Annotated in this window: 18 protein-coding genes and 1 pseudogene; 6 read left to right on the plus strand and 13 right to left on the minus strand. The window is 60.8% G+C overall.

Going from position 1 to position 16093, the window contains the following annotated elements:
- The first annotated feature begins 115 nt into the window (after window positions 1–115).
- The gene (locus B5M06_RS05105; RefSeq protein WP_054067974.1) at window positions 116–655 is read left to right on the plus strand and encodes a GNAT family N-acetyltransferase; all 540 of its coding nucleotides are present in this window, start codon (window positions 116–118) and stop codon (window positions 653–655) included.
- A gap of 69 nt (window positions 656–724) precedes the next feature.
- Here B5M06_RS05105 and B5M06_RS05110 read toward each other — a convergent pair.
- Window positions 725–1351 (minus strand): annotated as a pseudogene (locus B5M06_RS05110) (OPT/YSL family transporter); the annotation flags it as partial.
- A gap of 177 nt (window positions 1352–1528) precedes the next feature.
- Here B5M06_RS05110 and B5M06_RS05115 point away from each other — a divergent pair.
- A complete protein-coding gene (locus B5M06_RS05115; RefSeq protein WP_054067973.1) occupies window positions 1529–1768 on the plus strand; it encodes a hypothetical protein in 240 nt (79 codons plus the stop codon).
- A gap of 87 nt (window positions 1769–1855) precedes the next feature.
- Here the strand turns inward: B5M06_RS05115 and B5M06_RS05120 are convergent, their stop codons facing one another.
- Together B5M06_RS05120 and pyrE are read right to left on the minus strand one after the other, a co-directional pair.
- The gene (locus tag B5M06_RS05120; RefSeq protein ID WP_054067972.1) at window positions 1856–2497 is read right to left on the minus strand and encodes a hypothetical protein; all 642 of its coding nucleotides are present in this window, start codon (window positions 2495–2497) and stop codon (window positions 1856–1858) included.
- Window positions 2498–2617: 120 nt separating this feature from the next.
- Window positions 2618–3316 carry an orotate phosphoribosyltransferase gene (gene pyrE / locus B5M06_RS05125; RefSeq protein WP_054067971.1) on the minus strand — a complete coding sequence of 233 codons (699 nt, stop codon included), beginning with the start codon at window positions 3314–3316 and terminating at the stop codon, window positions 2618–2620.
- Here pyrE and B5M06_RS05130 point away from each other — a divergent pair.
- Window positions 3315–4127, plus strand: coding sequence for an exodeoxyribonuclease III (locus B5M06_RS05130; RefSeq protein ID WP_054067970.1), 813 nt, complete (start codon window positions 3315–3317; stop codon window positions 4125–4127). The two genes, pyrE and B5M06_RS05130, sit on opposite strands and share 2 nt — an antisense overlap.
- A gap of 38 nt (window positions 4128–4165) precedes the next feature.
- Here the strand turns inward: B5M06_RS05130 and B5M06_RS05135 are convergent, their stop codons facing one another.
- The 7 genes from B5M06_RS05135 to alr form a co-directional block, all read right to left on the minus strand.
- Entirely contained in the window at window positions 4166–5416 is a 1251-nt protein-coding gene (locus B5M06_RS05135; RefSeq protein WP_054067969.1) for an O-antigen ligase family protein, read from the minus strand.
- Between the two features lie 2 nt (window positions 5417–5418).
- Entirely contained in the window at window positions 5419–6192 is a 774-nt protein-coding gene (locus tag B5M06_RS05140; protein WP_054067968.1) for a glycosyltransferase family 2 protein, read from the minus strand.
- Between the two features lie 15 nt (window positions 6193–6207).
- Window positions 6208–7122 carry a glycosyltransferase family 2 protein gene (locus tag B5M06_RS05145; protein WP_054067967.1) on the minus strand — a complete coding sequence of 305 codons (915 nt, stop codon included), beginning with the start codon at window positions 7120–7122 and terminating at the stop codon, window positions 6208–6210.
- Between the two features lie 9 nt (window positions 7123–7131).
- Window positions 7132–7341 carry a zinc-finger domain-containing protein gene (locus tag B5M06_RS05150; protein ID WP_054067988.1) on the minus strand — a complete coding sequence of 70 codons (210 nt, stop codon included), beginning with the start codon at window positions 7339–7341 and terminating at the stop codon, window positions 7132–7134.
- A gap of 116 nt (window positions 7342–7457) precedes the next feature.
- Window positions 7458–7889, minus strand: a complete 432-nt coding sequence (locus tag B5M06_RS05155; protein ID WP_054067966.1) for a hypothetical protein — start codon at window positions 7887–7889, stop codon at window positions 7458–7460.
- 191 nt (window positions 7890–8080) lie between these two features.
- A complete protein-coding gene (gene radA / locus B5M06_RS05160) occupies window positions 8081–9466 on the minus strand; it encodes a DNA repair protein RadA (RefSeq protein ID WP_054067965.1) in 1386 nt (461 codons plus the stop codon).
- 161 nt (window positions 9467–9627) lie between these two features.
- Window positions 9628–10746 (minus strand): alanine racemase, encoded by a 1119-nt coding sequence (alr, locus tag B5M06_RS05165; RefSeq protein ID WP_054067964.1) that lies wholly within the window; start codon window positions 10744–10746, stop codon window positions 9628–9630.
- A 238-nt stretch (window positions 10747–10984) separates the two neighbouring features.
- On the opposite strand from alr, the gene lplT reads away from it, so the two are divergent.
- Together lplT and B5M06_RS05175 are read left to right on the plus strand one after the other, a co-directional pair.
- Window positions 10985–12274 carry a lysophospholipid transporter LplT gene (gene lplT, locus B5M06_RS05170; protein WP_054067963.1) on the plus strand — a complete coding sequence of 430 codons (1290 nt, stop codon included), beginning with the start codon at window positions 10985–10987 and terminating at the stop codon, window positions 12272–12274.
- 83 nt (window positions 12275–12357) lie between these two features.
- Window positions 12358–13236, plus strand: a complete 879-nt coding sequence (locus tag B5M06_RS05175; RefSeq protein WP_054067962.1) for a DMT family transporter — start codon at window positions 12358–12360, stop codon at window positions 13234–13236.
- A 68-nt stretch (window positions 13237–13304) separates the two neighbouring features.
- On the opposite strand, the gene B5M06_RS16960 is transcribed toward B5M06_RS05175, so the two are convergent.
- Together B5M06_RS16960 and B5M06_RS05180 are read right to left on the minus strand one after the other, a co-directional pair.
- Entirely contained in the window at window positions 13305–13466 is a 162-nt protein-coding gene (locus tag B5M06_RS16960) for a hypothetical protein (RefSeq protein ID WP_162777481.1), read from the minus strand.
- 81 nt (window positions 13467–13547) lie between these two features.
- Window positions 13548–14513, minus strand: a complete 966-nt coding sequence (locus B5M06_RS05180) for a methyl-accepting chemotaxis protein (RefSeq protein WP_162777480.1) — start codon at window positions 14511–14513, stop codon at window positions 13548–13550.
- 253 nt (window positions 14514–14766) lie between these two features.
- On the opposite strand from B5M06_RS05180, the gene B5M06_RS05185 reads away from it, so the two are divergent.
- A complete protein-coding gene (locus tag B5M06_RS05185; RefSeq protein WP_054067987.1) occupies window positions 14767–15258 on the plus strand; it encodes a glutathione peroxidase in 492 nt (163 codons plus the stop codon).
- 40 nt (window positions 15259–15298) lie between these two features.
- Here the strand turns inward: B5M06_RS05185 and B5M06_RS05190 are convergent, their stop codons facing one another.
- Complete coding sequence (locus B5M06_RS05190; protein ID WP_054067960.1) at window positions 15299–16018, minus strand: ProQ/FinO family protein; 720 nt, start codon at window positions 16016–16018, stop codon at window positions 15299–15301.
- Window positions 16019–16093 lie beyond the last annotated feature (75 nt).

The following is a 16093-nucleotide window of genomic DNA, read 5'->3' on the forward strand; positions in this document are numbered from 1 at the left end:
AGGCCAGTCATGTGCCAGAGGCCTCCCGCTGCACATCGGCCATCTTCCCTACGCCGGGCAGGCGTGCAGGCTGCCACAATGGCGCTTTGTCCGTTGTCTGGAAGAAAGGGCCGCCATGGAGCTGACATTGCTGCAAGCTGCGGATGCCGCCACTTTGCTGGCCTTTGAAACACAGCACCGCGATGCGTTTGAACGCTGGATGGATCCGCGCCCGGAGTCCTTCTACACCCCCGAAGGTTTTGCCCGCACCCTGCAGGCAGCCTTGCAGCAGCAGGCGGCCGGGCTGGCATGGCATTACCTGATCTGGTGCGACGGCGTGCTGGCAGGCCGCATCAGCCTGACCCATGTGCAGCGCACCCCGGCAGCACAAGCCACGCTGAGCTACCGCATTGCCCCCGGCTACGATGGCCATGGTCTGGCGACCGAAGCCGTTGCCATGGTGATGCAAAAAGCTTTTCATGTGCACCATCTGCAAAGGCTGACAGCACCCGTGCGCCCACAGAACAAGGCGGCGGTGCAGGTGCTGCTGAAAAACGGTTTTCACCCCCACGGCCATGCCACCACGCAGCCGCAGCTGCACCGCCAGTGGCTGGATGTGCTGCACTACGAAGCCACGCTGCCAGTGCAGCGCGCTGTGCAGCAGGCGCACGCATAAAAAAGGGCTGCACCATGGTGCAGCCCTCGCATCTGCACGGCGTTATCCAACGCCGTGTGCATGCATGGTTCAGGAGCGCAACACACGCTTGTAGAAGAAGGCAAAGAGCGCCGCAAATGCCACCAGGCCCAGCCACATGGCAGGTGCAAAGTCATGACCCACCAGCGCCAGCGGTGCATCGCTGCCGCTAAAGCCAATCACGGCGGCCAGTGCCAGGCCCATCAGGCTCTCGCCCACAATCAGACCCGAAGCCAGCAGCAGGCCACGCTCTTCCGCGCCAGCCACCCAGTCCTTGCCATTGCGCTCACCATAGCGGCGGATGGCACGCTGAATCAGCCAGCCCAGCAGGGCACCCAGCACCAGCGTCATGCCAATGGTGGGAGGCAGGTAGATGCCCAGCCCCACAGCCAGCGGAGGCAGTGCGCCCGTGCCGCGCTTGCGCAGCAGCACATCGGCCACGATGGCGGCCACACCGACGGCGACGCCCAGGCCCAGCATGTTCCAGTCCAGATTGCTCTTGAAGATGCCGTTGGCAATCTGTGTCATCAGGGTGGCCTGCGGTGCAGCCAACGCCTGCGATGCGTCCATGCCTTCACGGGGCAGTGCACCAGCAAAGCCGTAGGCGTTGTAGAGCAGCTCCAGCACAGGAGGAATCACCACGGCACCGACCACGCAGCCAGTGGTGCGCGAGGCCTGTCAGTGTTGTCACACAATGCAAGGTGCATGATCAGCAGGCCATGTCAGCCCAGACCGCATCCGCGTGTGGCCCGACATGGCAGCCACACCTGCAGCCAGCACCTCTTGTGCTGATGCGGCCATCCATGCCACATTCAGCGCTGTGACCGCCATCTGATGATTTTCAGGAGCCTTGCCATGACTGCTACTTCTGCCCCCATCAATCTCGACAAGTTGCGCAATGCCGTGCAAAAGTTTGGCAGCCACTCTTTCACCACCGTGCAAGTGGCACGCGACTATCAGGGTGACGAGCAACAACTCAGCGCCGCTGACACCCAGCACTTTGAAGCACTGCTGCGCCGCCATGCAGCCCTGCTGGGCATTGCACCGCAGGTATCGGGCACGGGCGGTGCTACGGTGTGGCAGGCACTCTCATAAAAATAGCTGCCAGCGCTTGAAAATGAAACACTTCAAAGATATTTATCTTTGAAATCAAGCAAATACAAGCGCTAGCTGCTCACTTTTTTACTCAGACCCCGCACTGGCTGCAGCACGCTGGCGCCAGAGCATTTCCAGCCGCTGCAGCTCTTCGTCAAAACGTGCGTGTATACGGCGCTGGTCTGTTTCATAGGCAGCGATCTGCGCCTGCTGTGCAGCAATATCACGCTGCACATCCTGCAGGCGAGCTGTCAGGCGTGCAGGCGTCTTGGACGCGTCTTTGGCGTAGAACTCCAGTTCCTGCTGCAGTTCGCGCTCCTGCTGCTGCAGCTCCTCCAGCCGCTGGCGTGACATGGCCAGCAATGCCTCCAGCTGCTGCATGCCCTGGCGGCGCTGTGCGTCGTGGGCTGCTCGGTCCGGATAGCGCGCCAGCAGCACCTGATCGCGCCGCTGCTGCTCCTTGCGCTTTTCTTTTTCACGCTGCTGCGCCAGCTGCTGCTGGCGGCGTACTTCAAGATGCTGCGCCATTTCGGCTTCCGTCATGGCGGGACCGATGCGCTGGCGCACCACGCCCGAGGGGCCCAGCACGCGCTGTTCGCGGTCCTGGCACTGGGGAATGAGGCGGTCGGACGTAATCCGCACGCCGGATGCATCAATGCAGGTGTAGATATTGCTGCCTGACGGAGGCTGTGCCCACAGCGGGGTACAGCACGCAGCACTCAACACCATTGCGAGCCTCAGATGTGTGGCCAATTTCATGGCTTGTCATAGTTGTGGTGTGCAGAGCCACTGACAGCCATATGGCAAAAGCGCTGCTGCGCCCCTGCCGCCCTCTCCCGTCAGAGACTCTTAATCATTGACTCCATAGCGCTGGCGATAAGCCAGCACGCGCTCATGGTGCTGCGCCATCTCTCCTTCGCCCCCTCGGGCCTCCAGGTAGGCCAGCAAGTCCGACAGATTGGCAATCGCGCAGACTTGCAGACCCAGCTGGTTGCGCACGTACTGCACGGCGCTGTGGTCCACGTCCTTGCCATTCTCGGTGGCTTTCTCCTGGCGGTCCAGCGCAATCGCCACGGCGTGTGGCGTAGCCCCCGCAGCCTGGATCAGGGCAATGGATTCACGCGCTGCCGTGCCCGCGCTCATCACATCATCAATGATGAGTACACGGCCCTGAATGGGCGCGCCGACCAGCGTGCCGCCCTCGCCATGGTCCTTGGCTTCCTTGCGGTTGTAGGCAAAGGGCACGTTCTTGCCCATGCGCGCCAGCTCCACCGCCACGGTGGCTGCCAGGGGAATGCCCTTGTAGGCAGGGCCAAAGACCATATCAAACTCCATGCCACTGGCCACAATGGCTTTTGCATAGAATTCAGCCAAACGCGCCATCTTGGCGCCGTCATCGAACAAGCCGGCATTGAAAAAATAAGGGCTCATACGCCCGGCCTTGGTCTTGAACTCCCCAAAACGCAATACGCCGGATTGCACGGCGAACTGCACAAATTCCTGCGCCAGTTGAGTGTTCTGTTCCTGCTGCGCGCCACTGATAGACATGGATGCTTCCCTTTTCAAATTGACCAGCCTCAACCTCAACGGCATTCGTTCTGCCGCTTCCAAGGGTGTGGAGGACTGGATCGCTGCGACCGGCCCGGATTGTATTTGCGTGCAAGAGGTCAAGGCCCAAGCTGCGGATATCGCCGGCAAGTTTGACTCCCTGGCAGGCATGCCCGGCGTCTTCCATTTTGCGCAAAAGCGCGGCTACTCGGGCGTGGGCATCTACAGCCGCCACGAGCCCAGCGATGTGATTGCAGGCTTTGACCCTGAAGAGTTCGATGCCGAAGGACGATACGTGGAGGCGCGCTTTGATACGCCCACCCGCAAGTTCTCCATCATCAGCAGCTACTTTCCCAGCGGCTCCTCCGGCGAAGACCGCCAGGCCGCCAAGTTCCGCTTTCTGGCCAAGATGCACGCCCACTTGATGCGCCTGAAAGGCGAACGCGAGTTTGTGCTGTGCGGTGACATCAACATTGCCCACCGCAAGGAAGACCTGAAAAACTGGCGCAGCAACCAGAAGAACAGCGGCTTCACCCCCGAAGAACGCGCCTGGATGGACATGCTGCTGGCCGATAACGAAAACGGAGGCATCAAGGATGTCTACCGCTGCCTCAAGCCCGACACCACGGACGAGTGCTACACATGGTGGAGCAACCGCGGCCAGGCCTATGCAAACAACGTGGGCTGGCGCCTGGACTACCACCTCGCCACCCCAGCCATCGCTGCCCTGGCACGGGAGGAGTCCATCTACAAGGGCGAGAAGTTCTCAGACCATGCGCCGATGACGGTGGGGTATGAGATGAAGCTGTAAAAGTAAAAAAGCCAAGTGCATGCACTTGGCTTTTTTATTTATGTGGGCTGCTGGCTGCTGCGGACTGACTGCAGGACAATCCCAGCACACGCCAAGCACGTCATCATCACAAAAAAGTGACTTTCCCGAGAGCTGAACAGCGATGCATTGATCAGACTGTTGACAGCAAACAGCGCCGAGAAGCACCATGCTATCCGACGCGGTGAATCTGGCATTTTGCGTGTCATCCAGATCGGAGACACCACAAAGAGCACGAACAAAGCAAGACCGAGGAGGCCATGCTCCATCCAGAAAAACAGATACTGGTTATGGGGGTGCCAGCGACCAAAGCCACACCACCCCTCCGCAGTCACGTGCTCGCACCACTGTGAGTGATAGCTGCCGGTTCCCCAGCCCTGCAAGGGTTTTTCCAGTGTCATCTGCAGCGTGTATTTCCAGAAGTTATACCGTCCGCCAATGCTGGTAATTTCCATGGAGTCGCTGTTTTCCAGCTCAGTCACAGCCTGCTCCACTCGATGCTGCACGCGCTCAGACGAGGCCAGACTCAGAGCAATCACACAGGCCACTACACCGATCGTCAGCCACTGCTTCCAGCCTCTGGCCCATTTCAAGGCATACATGCCCAATGCAACGATCAGCAGCAAATATCCCGTCCGCCCATTGGACAAATGGGTCACCACCAGCACCGCCAGCACAAAACTGGTGGCAAAAAATACCTGCTCCATGCGATGGCTACTGGTCACCGCTTTTTCGAGCAGCAAGATGGCAAAAAACACCATCATGATGTTCTGTGTGATGTAGTCACCAATGACCGTATGGTCCTGCCCCCAGCCCAGATTCTGGGTGCTGGACCATGGAAGCTGGAAAAAGATATTGGCGTATGCTGAAACAAGAATAAAGCCCATGGCTGCCATAAAAGCATACACACAGCGCTGACGCCATTTTTCGTTCTGAAGCAACAGGATAAATACAGGCACCAGCAGCAATTTGGCGTATTTGCTGAAGTGCAATCTGACATCGTCCAAGGGGGCTGGTGTATAGGCCCACCCCAATAGCATCAATACATAGAGCCCCAACGCCGCAATCACCAAAGGACTGCGCAGCACATAGGCATATTCACGCAAAGACTTCCACGCGAACAGCCCCAGCACAAATGCCAAGGCCATGGAAACATAACCCAAGGCCATTGCCACTGGGAAGGCGAAATAAGCCAGCACCAGCACACTCAGTGCAGCAATCAAGCATTTGCTGTTGCTTTGCGGCGAAAAATCGTTGTTTGAAATATGCATGGTTAACGTTTCTTAGTTTCCTGTAGCTGTGCTTGATCTGTTTCCAGAGCGACATAGCGAAAGAAACATTCCAGACCAACAAACAAGCTGATCAAAAATCCGGCTCTTCCACATAGAAATGCACGCCGGAAAAAATAAACACGAGAGAAATTGGCAATACCGGAAGCTAAACCTCGCAGCACACCACCGCGTTTCCCTTGGGCATGGCGCTTCATGGCTCCGAGCTGCACATACTGAGCCAGCTTGACCAGACTGCCGTAAATCGTTTCACGCGAATAATGGGGCAACCGATGGCTCAGTTGACGCTGTAGCACGCCCTCCCGACTCAGGCGTGCTCCCTCGTGAACCACCCCTTCGAAGCCCAGCAGCAATCTTCGAGGAAACAGGCGCATCACACCGCCACCGCCACTCATGCGCGCCAGTGACTGGCCATAGGCGATCTCTTCCCAGACGACTTCCCATACAGCATCCTGGTCTGCGTCCACCACGCCTCGAATTTCTGCTGCCAGTTCCGGCGTAAGTTGTTCGTCCGCATCCAGAAAGAAAATCCAGTCTCCATTCGCGTGCTGCAGTACACGGTTGCGCTGCACAGCAAAGCCTTGCCAGTCCGCATGAATGTAAACCTCTGCCCCCTTGGCTCTGGCGATATCCACGGTGGCGTCACTGCTGCCACTGTCCACCACAATGATTTGATCTGCGAATGCTGCACTATCAATGCATGCAGCAATACGCCGTTCCTCATTCATGGTGAGGATGCCAATGGTCAGTCTGGCCATCTTGATTCCGTTGAATTAGTAAGTGGTGGAGGCGCTGCACAGCCCGCGAATGCGCCCCCACAGCCGCGCCAGGTGCTTGGGTGATGGTGCAAGCAAACGCAGGGCCAGCAGGGCCACGGCTCCACTCAAAGACTTCATGCGGTGCTTGCGCGCCGCCTGCGCCCCAGCATGCTTGGCTGTAAACAGCACTTTGGAGCGTGCATGGTGGTAACCGCGCCCGTATTCCACTCGCCAAGGGCGGGGCCCACGCACCGAACCACGGTTGGAATGCGCCACATGCACGGCAGGCTGAAGCAGCACAGGCTTGTGCTCCTGCAGCAGGCGCAGGCACATGTCTTCGTCCTCGTAGTAGAGAAAAAATCGCTCATCAAACCAGCCGTCACGTGGCTGATTCGCCAGCCGCAGCAGCATGGCTGCGCCACAGGCATTGCCCACACAGCTCACACCCTCGGCCGCTGGTCCTCGGGATGACCACCAGTGGCGAATCCAGCCGTAGTTCAGCTGTGGGCGACCATCATTGCCGGTCAGCTGAGGCACCACAATCGCCGCATCTGGCCATTGCTGCGCCGTCTCCCACAGTGCCTGTGCATGCTCCGCACGCAGACCACAGTCGGGATTGATCATCAGGCAGAACGGCGTGGATGCAGCCGCAAAACCACGGTTATTGGCAAAACCAAAGCCTTGGTTCTCCGGCAAGGCAATGACCTGTGCCTGCGGCAGCTGACTGTGCACCTGCACCACGGTGTCATCGGCGCTGCCGTTGTCGACCACGATGACATGGGGCCAGCCCCTGAGCTGACGTGACAGATCCGGCACACAGTGCGCACTGTTGTAGGTGACGATCACTGCCGTGATCTGTGCCAAAGCAGGACAGCGCTCCAAAAGAGCGCTGTCCTGCAGTTCGTTCGTCGTCGCAATAGAGCTGGTCATGCAAATTACTCAATGCCCACCGGCAAACACTTCCCCAGCCTTGAGCTTGTAGACCGTGCCGCAGTAGGGGCACTTGCCTTCGCCGTGGTGGGCCACATCGATATAGACCTTGGGGTGGCCATTCCACAGCTTCATGTTTGCCTTGGGGCTGGGGCAGTAGACGCCGCCTTGCTGGTTCAGGTCTTTGGCAGTCAGTTCGACGATGGCAGTGGTACTCATGGTGGGTGTCTCTCTCACAGGTGGAAGGCAGCCTGTGCGTGCAGGCTGCTTGCAGTTCAAATCTGAATAAAAAGCTGGCCCGGAGCCAGCCTTCCGTCTGTGAGGGATTCTAAAGCTTAGCTTGCCATCGTCGGTGACTGAGGTGCCTGGGTTTCAGATTTCTGCGGACGCACCAGCGTCCACTTGACCAGGCGACCGTTCACGAACTCGCAGGTCACGTGTGAATCCGTGCCATCGGTCCAGCGGTAGATCTCTGGCTCCTGCCCCTCTTCGGACAGGCGCTCACCCAGCGAGCGGGTCAGGGCCACCACATGCATCAGGTTGACCTTGGGCTTTAGCTTGGCGTTGAGCATCACGGCGCTGCCGACATAGCCGATGGGGCGCTCCGCCGCGCGGCGCATCACGGTCATCAGCCGCGTGAAGTGCAGCAGCAGCCACATGAGAATACCGCCGCCCACGGCGGCGACGCCCTTCCAGCCCAGCGAGTCATAGGCCAGGTACAGCAGGGCCAGCAGGCCCAGGGGGATCATTACGTTGCGCGCATTCATGCTGTCATTCTCTTATGGGAGAAGGCTGCCTGTTTTGTGGGCAGTGCGTATCCCACAGCCAGCCGGACTAAAAGCCGCTCACGCTGCCCAGTCAACCGCAGGTTGACGTTGGAGACGAGGCGCGAAGCCGCAGGCAGTACAACACGTACGACAAGGCTGAGCAACGACGTACCCAGGGTTGCGGAGCGAGTCTAATCCAGCCCACGCGCCACCTGCATGGCCTCATCCACACGCTCGACCGCATGGATGGTCAGCCCCGCAATCGGCTTCTTGGGTGCATTGGCCTTGGGCACGATGGCCACGGTAAAGCCGAGCTTGGCAGCTTCCTTGAGGCGGTCCTGCCCGCGCGGCGCAGGGCGTACTTCGCCTGCCAGACCCACTTCACCAAAGGCCACAAAGCCCCTGGGCAATGCCTTGCCGCGCAGGCTGGAGGTGATGGACAGCATCACCGCCAGGTCAGCGGCAGGCTCGCCAATGCGCACGCCGCCTACGGCGTTGACGAACACATCCTGATCCGCACAGGCCACGCCTGCATGGCGGTTGAGCACGGCCAGCAGCATGGCCAGGCGATCGCGGTCCAGACCCACAGACAGGCGGCGCGGCGCGGGGCCAGCGCTGTCCACCAGTGCCTGGATTTCCACCAGCAGCGGACGCGTACCTTCCAGCGTGACCATTACGCAGCTGCCGGGTACGGGCTCGGTGTGCTGACTCAGAAAGATAGCGCTGGGGTTGCTCACGCCTTTGAGGCCCTTTTCGGTCATGGCGAACACGCCGATTTCGTTCACCGCGCCAAAGCGGTTCTTGATGGCGCGGATCAGCCGGTGCGGGCTGTGCGTGTCGCCCTCGAAGTACAGCACGGTGTCCACCATGTGTTCCAGCACGCGGGGGCCAGCCAGCGCACCTTCCTTGGTGACGTGGCCGACCAGAATCACCGTAATACCCGTGCTCTTGGCCATGCGCGTCAGATGCGCGGCGCATTCGCGCACCTGGGCCACCGAGCCGGGCGCGCTGCTGAGCTGGTCGGAGTACATGGTCTGGATGGAGTCAATCACCACCACCGCAGGCTGCACGGCGTCCACCGTGGCGAGGATTTTTTCCAGCTGAATTTCTGCCAGCAGGTTGACCAGGCTGCCATCAATGCCCAGCCGGCGCGAACGCAGCGCGACCTGGGAGCCGCTTTCTTCACCGGTCACATACAGCGTGGGCAAGCCTGCGCGCTGCAGCGCATCCATGGCCTGCAGCAGCAGCGTGGATTTGCCGATGCCGGGGTCGCCGCCAATGAGCACCACACCGCCTTCGACCACGCCGCCGCCAAGCACGCGGTCCAGCTCCTCAATACCGCTGGGCGTACGTGCCACATCCTGCGCTTCAATGGCGTGCAATGGGGTGACGGGCTGGGCGTTGGCCATGCCCGCATAGCCCTGTGGTGCGCTGAGGCGGTTCTTGCCGCCAGACGCCGCCTCCGGCACGCTTTCGATCAGGCTGTTCCAGGCGCCGCAGCTGGGGCACTTGCCCAGCCAGCGCGGCGAGGTGCCGCCACATTCATTGCAGGTGTAGATGGTTTTCTCTTTGGCCATGGCGTGACTATATCGGCGCAGCCTGGCTGGCTGCTGCGAGCACCTGCAATGGCCGTGGAGGCATCTATCAAAAGCAGAGCGCCTAGCGCTTGTATTGACTGGTTTTCAGATACAAAAGTATCTGAAAACCTTATCAATCCAGCGCAAGCAGCTCTCTTTTTTTATTTGCGCGGCGTTGCTTCTTCGTCATTCACCATGGGCACGCGTGCTGCCACTGCACACATCAGCTCATAGCCCACAGTGCCTGCGGCGGCAGCCACTTCGTCGATCGACAGCATGGCGCCGGTCCTGGGCGACTTGCCCCACAGCACGACCTCGCTGCCCAGACCCGCGCCGGGCACGGGTGTGAGGTCTACGCACAGCATGTCCATGCTCACACGGCCCAGCAGACGCGTGCGCACGCCGTTGACCAGCACCGGCGTATCGGTGCCGCACAGGCGCGGATAGCCGTCGGCATAGCCGCAGGACACCACACCAATGTGCATGGGGCCGGTGGCGGTAAAGGTGGAGCCATAGCCCACGGTGTCACCGGCCTGCAGCTGCTGCGTGCCAATCACCTGGGCGCTGAGCGTCATGGCGGGCTGCAGGTTCCAGTCCTGCGCGGTGTGTGCAGGATAGTCGGGCGAGCTGCCAAACAGCACGATGCCAGGGCGCACCCAGTCGCCGCGCAGGTGTTCGTCCGAGGCTTCCAGCAGCGATGCCGCGCTGTTGCACAGCGTGCGCTCGCCGGGCAGATCGTGCGTAGCACGCTCAAACACCGCACGCTGGTGGGCCGTGCCACGGGGACCATCGGCATCGCTGAAGTGGGTGATGAAGGAGATTTCCTCCACCTGCGTCAGCGCATTGAGGCGCGCATAGGCACTGCGAAAGCGCTCGGGCGTGAAGCCCAGGCGGTTCATGCCACTGTTCATCTTGAGGAACACGCGGTGTGGCACCTGGGTCTTGTGCGCAGCCAGCCAGTCGATCTGGCGGTCGCAGTGCACGGTGTGCCACAGGCCCAGGCGGGAGCACATCTCCAAATCGCGCGGCTCAAACACGCCTTCAATCAGCAGGATGGGGCCACGCCAGTCCATGGCGCGCAGGCGCTGTGCTTCCGCAATTTCCAGCACCGCAAAACCATCGGCGGCGCGCAGCCCGGCAAAGGCATGTTCCAGCCCGTGGCCGTAGGCATTGGCCTTGACCATGCACATCAGCTTGGCGTCCGGGGCCGCCTTGCGCACTTGCTCGAGGTTGTGACGTAACGCTTGAGGGTGGATGGTGGCAAGAATCGGACGGGGCATGTCAAAGCAATCAAAACGGGGCAGATGGCACATTCTGGCACTGCCAGCGCAGGATGTAAGCGAACTCCGCAGGCAATACTGCGTGCAGCATTGGCATACAGCCGCAAATCCGGAAGATGCATTCGGTTTATGAAAGTTCGGTCCGTACACCCCGTGATATAACCGACCGTCATTTTGCCAACAGTCCCATCTTGTCCACGCACTGGCCCTTGCTGCCGTGGACATGCCCCGAATTTTCATGAAGCGCGGTTTCTACACCATCATGTCGGCGCAGTTTTTTAGCTCGCTGGCCGATAACGCACTGTTTGTGACAGCGGTTGAACTGCTACGCACCGGCGGTGCCCCAGATTGGCAAAGTGCCGCTCTGGTTCCCATGTTCGCGCTGTTTTACGTGCTGCTTGCGCCTTTTGTGGGTGCGTTTGCGGACGCGCTGCCCAAGGGGCGCGTCATGTTCATCAGCAATGCCATCAAGGTCGTGGGCTGTCTGCTCATGCTCTTTGGCCACCACCCGCTGCTGGCCTACGCCGTGGTGGGCCTGGGCGCGGCGGCCTACTCCCCCGCCAAGTACGGCATTCTGACGGAGCTGCTGCCCCCTTCCCAGCTGGTCAAGGCCAATGGCTGGATTGAGGGCCTGACCATCACCTCCATCATCCTGGGCGTGCTGCTCGGCGGTCAGCTGGTGGCACCCGCCATTGCCGGGCCACTGCTGGCTCTGGGCATTCCCGGCGTAGACAACGCCGCCGAAGCAGCCATTGGCGTGCTGATTTTTGTCTATGCACTGGCGGCCGCCTTCAACCTGCGCATCCCCCGCACCAAGGCAGCCCTGATGCCGCTGCGCCAGAACCACAGCAAGGGGCTGGTGCGCAGCACCATGGCTTTGCTACCCGACTTCTGGGACTGCAACCGCCGCCTGTGGAAGGACAAGCTGGGCCAGATCTCGCTGTCCACCACCACCCTGTTCTGGGGCGTATCCGGCAATCTGCGCTACATCGTGCTGGCATGGGCTGCGGTGGCTCTGGGCTACGGCACCACGCAGGCTTCTGCGCTGGTGGGCGTGGTCGCGATTGGCACGGCCGTAGGCGCTGTGCTGGCCTCCATGCGCATGCGCCTGCAGCACGCCACGCGCGTGATTCCCATGGGCATTGCCATGGGCCTGCTGGTGATCTGCATGAACTTCATCGGCCACCTGTGGATTGCCGTGCCATTTCTGATCGTGCTCGGCGGTCTGGGCGGCTATCTGGTCGTACCCATGAACGCACTGCTGCAGCACCGTGGCCACAGCCTCATGGGTGCCGGCCGCTCGATTGCCGTACAGAACTTCAATGAACAGGCCTGCATTCTGGGTCTGGGTCTGCTGTACAGCCTGGCCACCATGTGGGGCATGTCGGCCTATGGTGCCATCACCTGCTTTGGCCTGATGGTTGCAGCTACCATGTGGCTGATTGGCCGCTGGTACCGCTACAACTGCCGCCACCACGGCCATGAGGTACGACAGCTGCTGCAGATTGCGCGCCGCGACCATCACTGAGACTTGCCCATACCAGCCAGAACATCCACCATCTTTTCATAGCATCCGGCGCAGTCAATCTCTGCGCCGGAGCTGTTTTTGACATGCCATCAGCTCTGCCGTATCTCTGTCTGCTTTTCAACGCCATGGTCTGGGGCCTGGCCTGGTGGCCGTTTCAGACCATGCATGGGCAAGGTCTGGTTGCACCCTGGGCCACGAGCATGATTTACGGCCTGCTCTCCCTGGTCACCGTGCTGTGCATCCGCAGCAGCTGGCAGGGCTTTACCGCCCATCGCGTGCTGTGGCTGCTGGCGCTGTCTTCGGGGCTGACCAATGTGTCCTTCAACATGGCGGCATCGACGGGCGATGTGGTGCGCGTCATCCTGCTGTTCTATCTCATGCCCGCCTGGACGGTCCTGCTGGCCTGGCGTTTTCTGGGCGAGCGCCCCACGGCAGCCGGTCTGCTGCGGCTGGTGCTGGCCTTCAGCGGCATGGCACTGGTCATCGTGCCGCAAGGCGCTACCTGGCAAAGCCTGACCGCAGGCATCGGTCTGCCCGAGTATCTGGCCATCTTTGGCGGCTTTTGCTTTGCCTGCACCAATGTGATCCTGCGCCGCAGCTTTCACACGCCCAGCATGTCGCGCGTGCTGGCCATGTTTGTAGGCTGCATGGTGGTCGGCCTGATCACTGCGGGTACAGGCTATGGCCTGGGCCAGTTTCCAGCCATTCCGGCACCGAATGCGGTGTGGATCAGCTGCCTGCTGGGCATGGCGGTGCTGGTGGCCGTGGGCTCCTGGGCGCTGCAGTTTGGGGCGGCGCGCGTGCCCACCAGCACCACCTCGCTGATCATGCTCTCGGAAGTGCTGTTTGCCAGCTGCTCGGCATGGCTGCTGGGCGCTACACAGCTGACGCCGCGCATGCTGCTGGGCGGCGTCTTCATCATTGGCGGCGCGCTGCTGGCGGTGCTGCAAAAGCAGCGTTAGGCCATCTACAGATACCACAAAGCCCGTGCAGTGGGACTGCACGGGCTTTGCGATGGCTGACTCCGTTTTTACTTGGCTGGTGCGGCTTCCTGCACCACAGGCGCAGCATCTGCTGCCTTGGCCTGATGGTTGGTATACAGGCCATAAGCCACTGCAGCCACCAGCATCACTGCCGACAGCACCAGCGCCAGACTGCCGCTTTCCAGAACCGATAACAATCCTCTGTGCATAAAGAGCTCCTGTATGGGTTGTACGCCGTACAGACAGCAAATCTAGCGCAGAAGCCTTGCCTGCTCAATGCTGGCTTGCCTTTACCGCAAGGCCAGTGTCATTGTGCTGTTCTGCTCCAGATGGAAAGCCCCCATGAGGTCATGCAGGCGCGTAGCCTCGGCCTCCAGCTGAGCTGCTGCCGCCGCCACCTCATCCACCAGCGCCATGTTCTGCTGGGTCACCTGCTCCATTTGCTTGGTGGACTGTGTCACGCTGGACAGGCCACGCGCCTGCTCCTGCGAGGCGGAGGCGATGGACTGCATCAGGTCAGACACGCGCTGCACGGCCTGCACGATGTCCTGCATGGTGGCACCGGCCTGCTCCACATGCTGTGCGCCGTTGGACACACGGGCGTTGGACTCCTGAATCAGATCGCGAATCTCGCGTGCCGCTGCACCGGAGCGCTGCGCGATCGACTGCATATGCTCCACCACCTGCGTCATCAGCTCTCCACCCTGGCGCGCCACATCGGTGGCATTGCTCGACAGGCTGCTGGCCATGTGTGCGGTTTCTGCGTTCTGCTGCACCGAGGTGGCCAGCTCTTCCATGCTGGAGGCCGAGTGCTCCAGCGCTGCCACCTCGGTCTCGGTGCGCTGCGCCAGATCCTGGTTGCCCCGTGCAATCGATCCAGCATTGGCATGAATGGCGTTCACAGAGGTGCGTACATCACGGAACGCTGTGTGCAGGCGCTCCAGAAAGCGGTTGAGCTGCTCACACATGCGGCCAATTTCTGCCTTGTCCGTCGTCTGCAGGCGCGTGGCCAGGTTCAGCTGTGCCTGCACACGCGCTGCCACGGACTGCAACTGTGCAGGCAGCTCATAGCGCTGCACGCGCTCCTGCTGGTCGGCACTGGTCAGGGCCGACTGCAGCAGCAGCACCACCATCAGCACGGTCACGCACAGCGCAAGAGCCGCCGCCAGAAAGAAGCGGCTGCGCAAAGACCACGACTGCCATCCCCCCCGGCCAGGCACAGGACCTGCCGTCTGCATGCTGCTTGTCCACCCCATAACCACCCTCGCAGAACGTATCAATCTGTATCTACAAGAAATTCTAGGGAGACCCGGCGGCCAGCTGTCGCCTGTGTTTGCGGCATGAAGACTTCGCCAAATACGAGTAAATGCCAGGCCTTTGCAACAGCAAGAGTGAGCACCAACAAGCAGGCATTGACACCGCAATTTCTTGATGCACATCGAGAAAGAACAGCTGCATTCCGCCTGTGCGACACTGCGCTTTTGTCGCTTTCCCAGAAAAGACGCCGCCATGCCCAGCTTCTACGATTTCCAGGCCACCTCCATCGACGGACAGACCGTGCCCCTGTCGCAATACCGTGGGCAGGTCGTGCTGGTGGTCAACACCGCCAGTGCCTGTGGCTTCACCCCGCAGCTGCAAGGCCTGCAGGAACTGCACACCCGCTATGCCAGTCAGGGGCTGGTGATTCTGGGCTTTCCCTGCAACCAGTTTGGCCAGCAGGACAAGGGCAGCAACAGCGAAATTGCCAGCTTCTGCCAGCGCAACTATGGTGTGGAGTTTGCAATGATGGCCAAGGTCGATGTCAACGGCAGCAGCGCCCATCCGCTGTTCACCTGGCTCAAGGCGCAAGCGCCGGGTGTGCTGGGCACGCAAATGATCAAGTGGAACTTCACCAAGTTTCTGGTCGGCCGCAGCGGCCAGGTGCTGCACCGCTACGCTCCTACCGACAAACCGCAAAGCATGGCTGCAGACATTGAAGCTGCACTGCAGCAGCAGGCATAAAAAAGGAGCCTTGCAGGCTCCTCTTCAGCATGCTTCTGGCTTATGCCGCACGCAGCTGCTTGGCACGCTGCAGCTGGCGAATCACCAGGCGTGCATCCATGCCATACATGTCGGCAAAGGCACGCACATCACCCGAGCCGCTGGCCACATAGGCACGCTCCACGGCTTCGGCCTTGGCATCTTGCTCGGCCACTTCGTTCAGCGCTTCTTCCAGCGCCGTCTGGGTGGCCGCATCACGCACCTGCACCACAGCCATATAGGCTTCGCGGCTCAGGCCAGATCGCACAAAGGCCTGACCAATGCGGTGACGCAGCTTGGCCTGCAGATCTTCGCCATCGCGCGGCTTCTTGCGCTTGAACACCCCCACCACGGCGTGAAACACGTGCTCGGGCGCAATGGGCTCGACCTCATTGCCCTGCAGGTCATAACGCGCCGTGCCATTGGCCACGGCCAGCAGGTAGCGCGTAGAGCGTGTGTGGATGGCCAGCGCTTCCTTGAGCCCGGCCTTGTCCAGCACTTCGCCATGTGCGGCCAGCAGGTCCTGGTAGATGCCGCGCTTCAGGGGCAGTGCATTGGCGCCAAACAGCGCTGGATAGAGCTGCGCCAGCTGTGCCAGCACAGGGTGCACTTCACGTACGGGACGCGAAGCCGCAGGCGTTGCAGGCTTGCGAGGATGGCTGCCGCGGCGCGGCTGACGACGCGTTGGCTCGGCAGCTGCAGGCGCAGCATGTTCAACGGAAGAGGACACAGTTTCGGTCATGGGCAGGACGCCATTGCAAAAATCAAACCCGCGATGATGCCAGCATTGCGGGCCAAGTGTGAAGCCCGGGCTCGT

The sequence above is a fragment of the Comamonas kerstersii genome (genome assembly GCF_002056725.1).
Taxonomy (GTDB): Bacteria; Pseudomonadota; Gammaproteobacteria; order Burkholderiales; family Burkholderiaceae_C; genus Comamonas; species Comamonas kerstersii.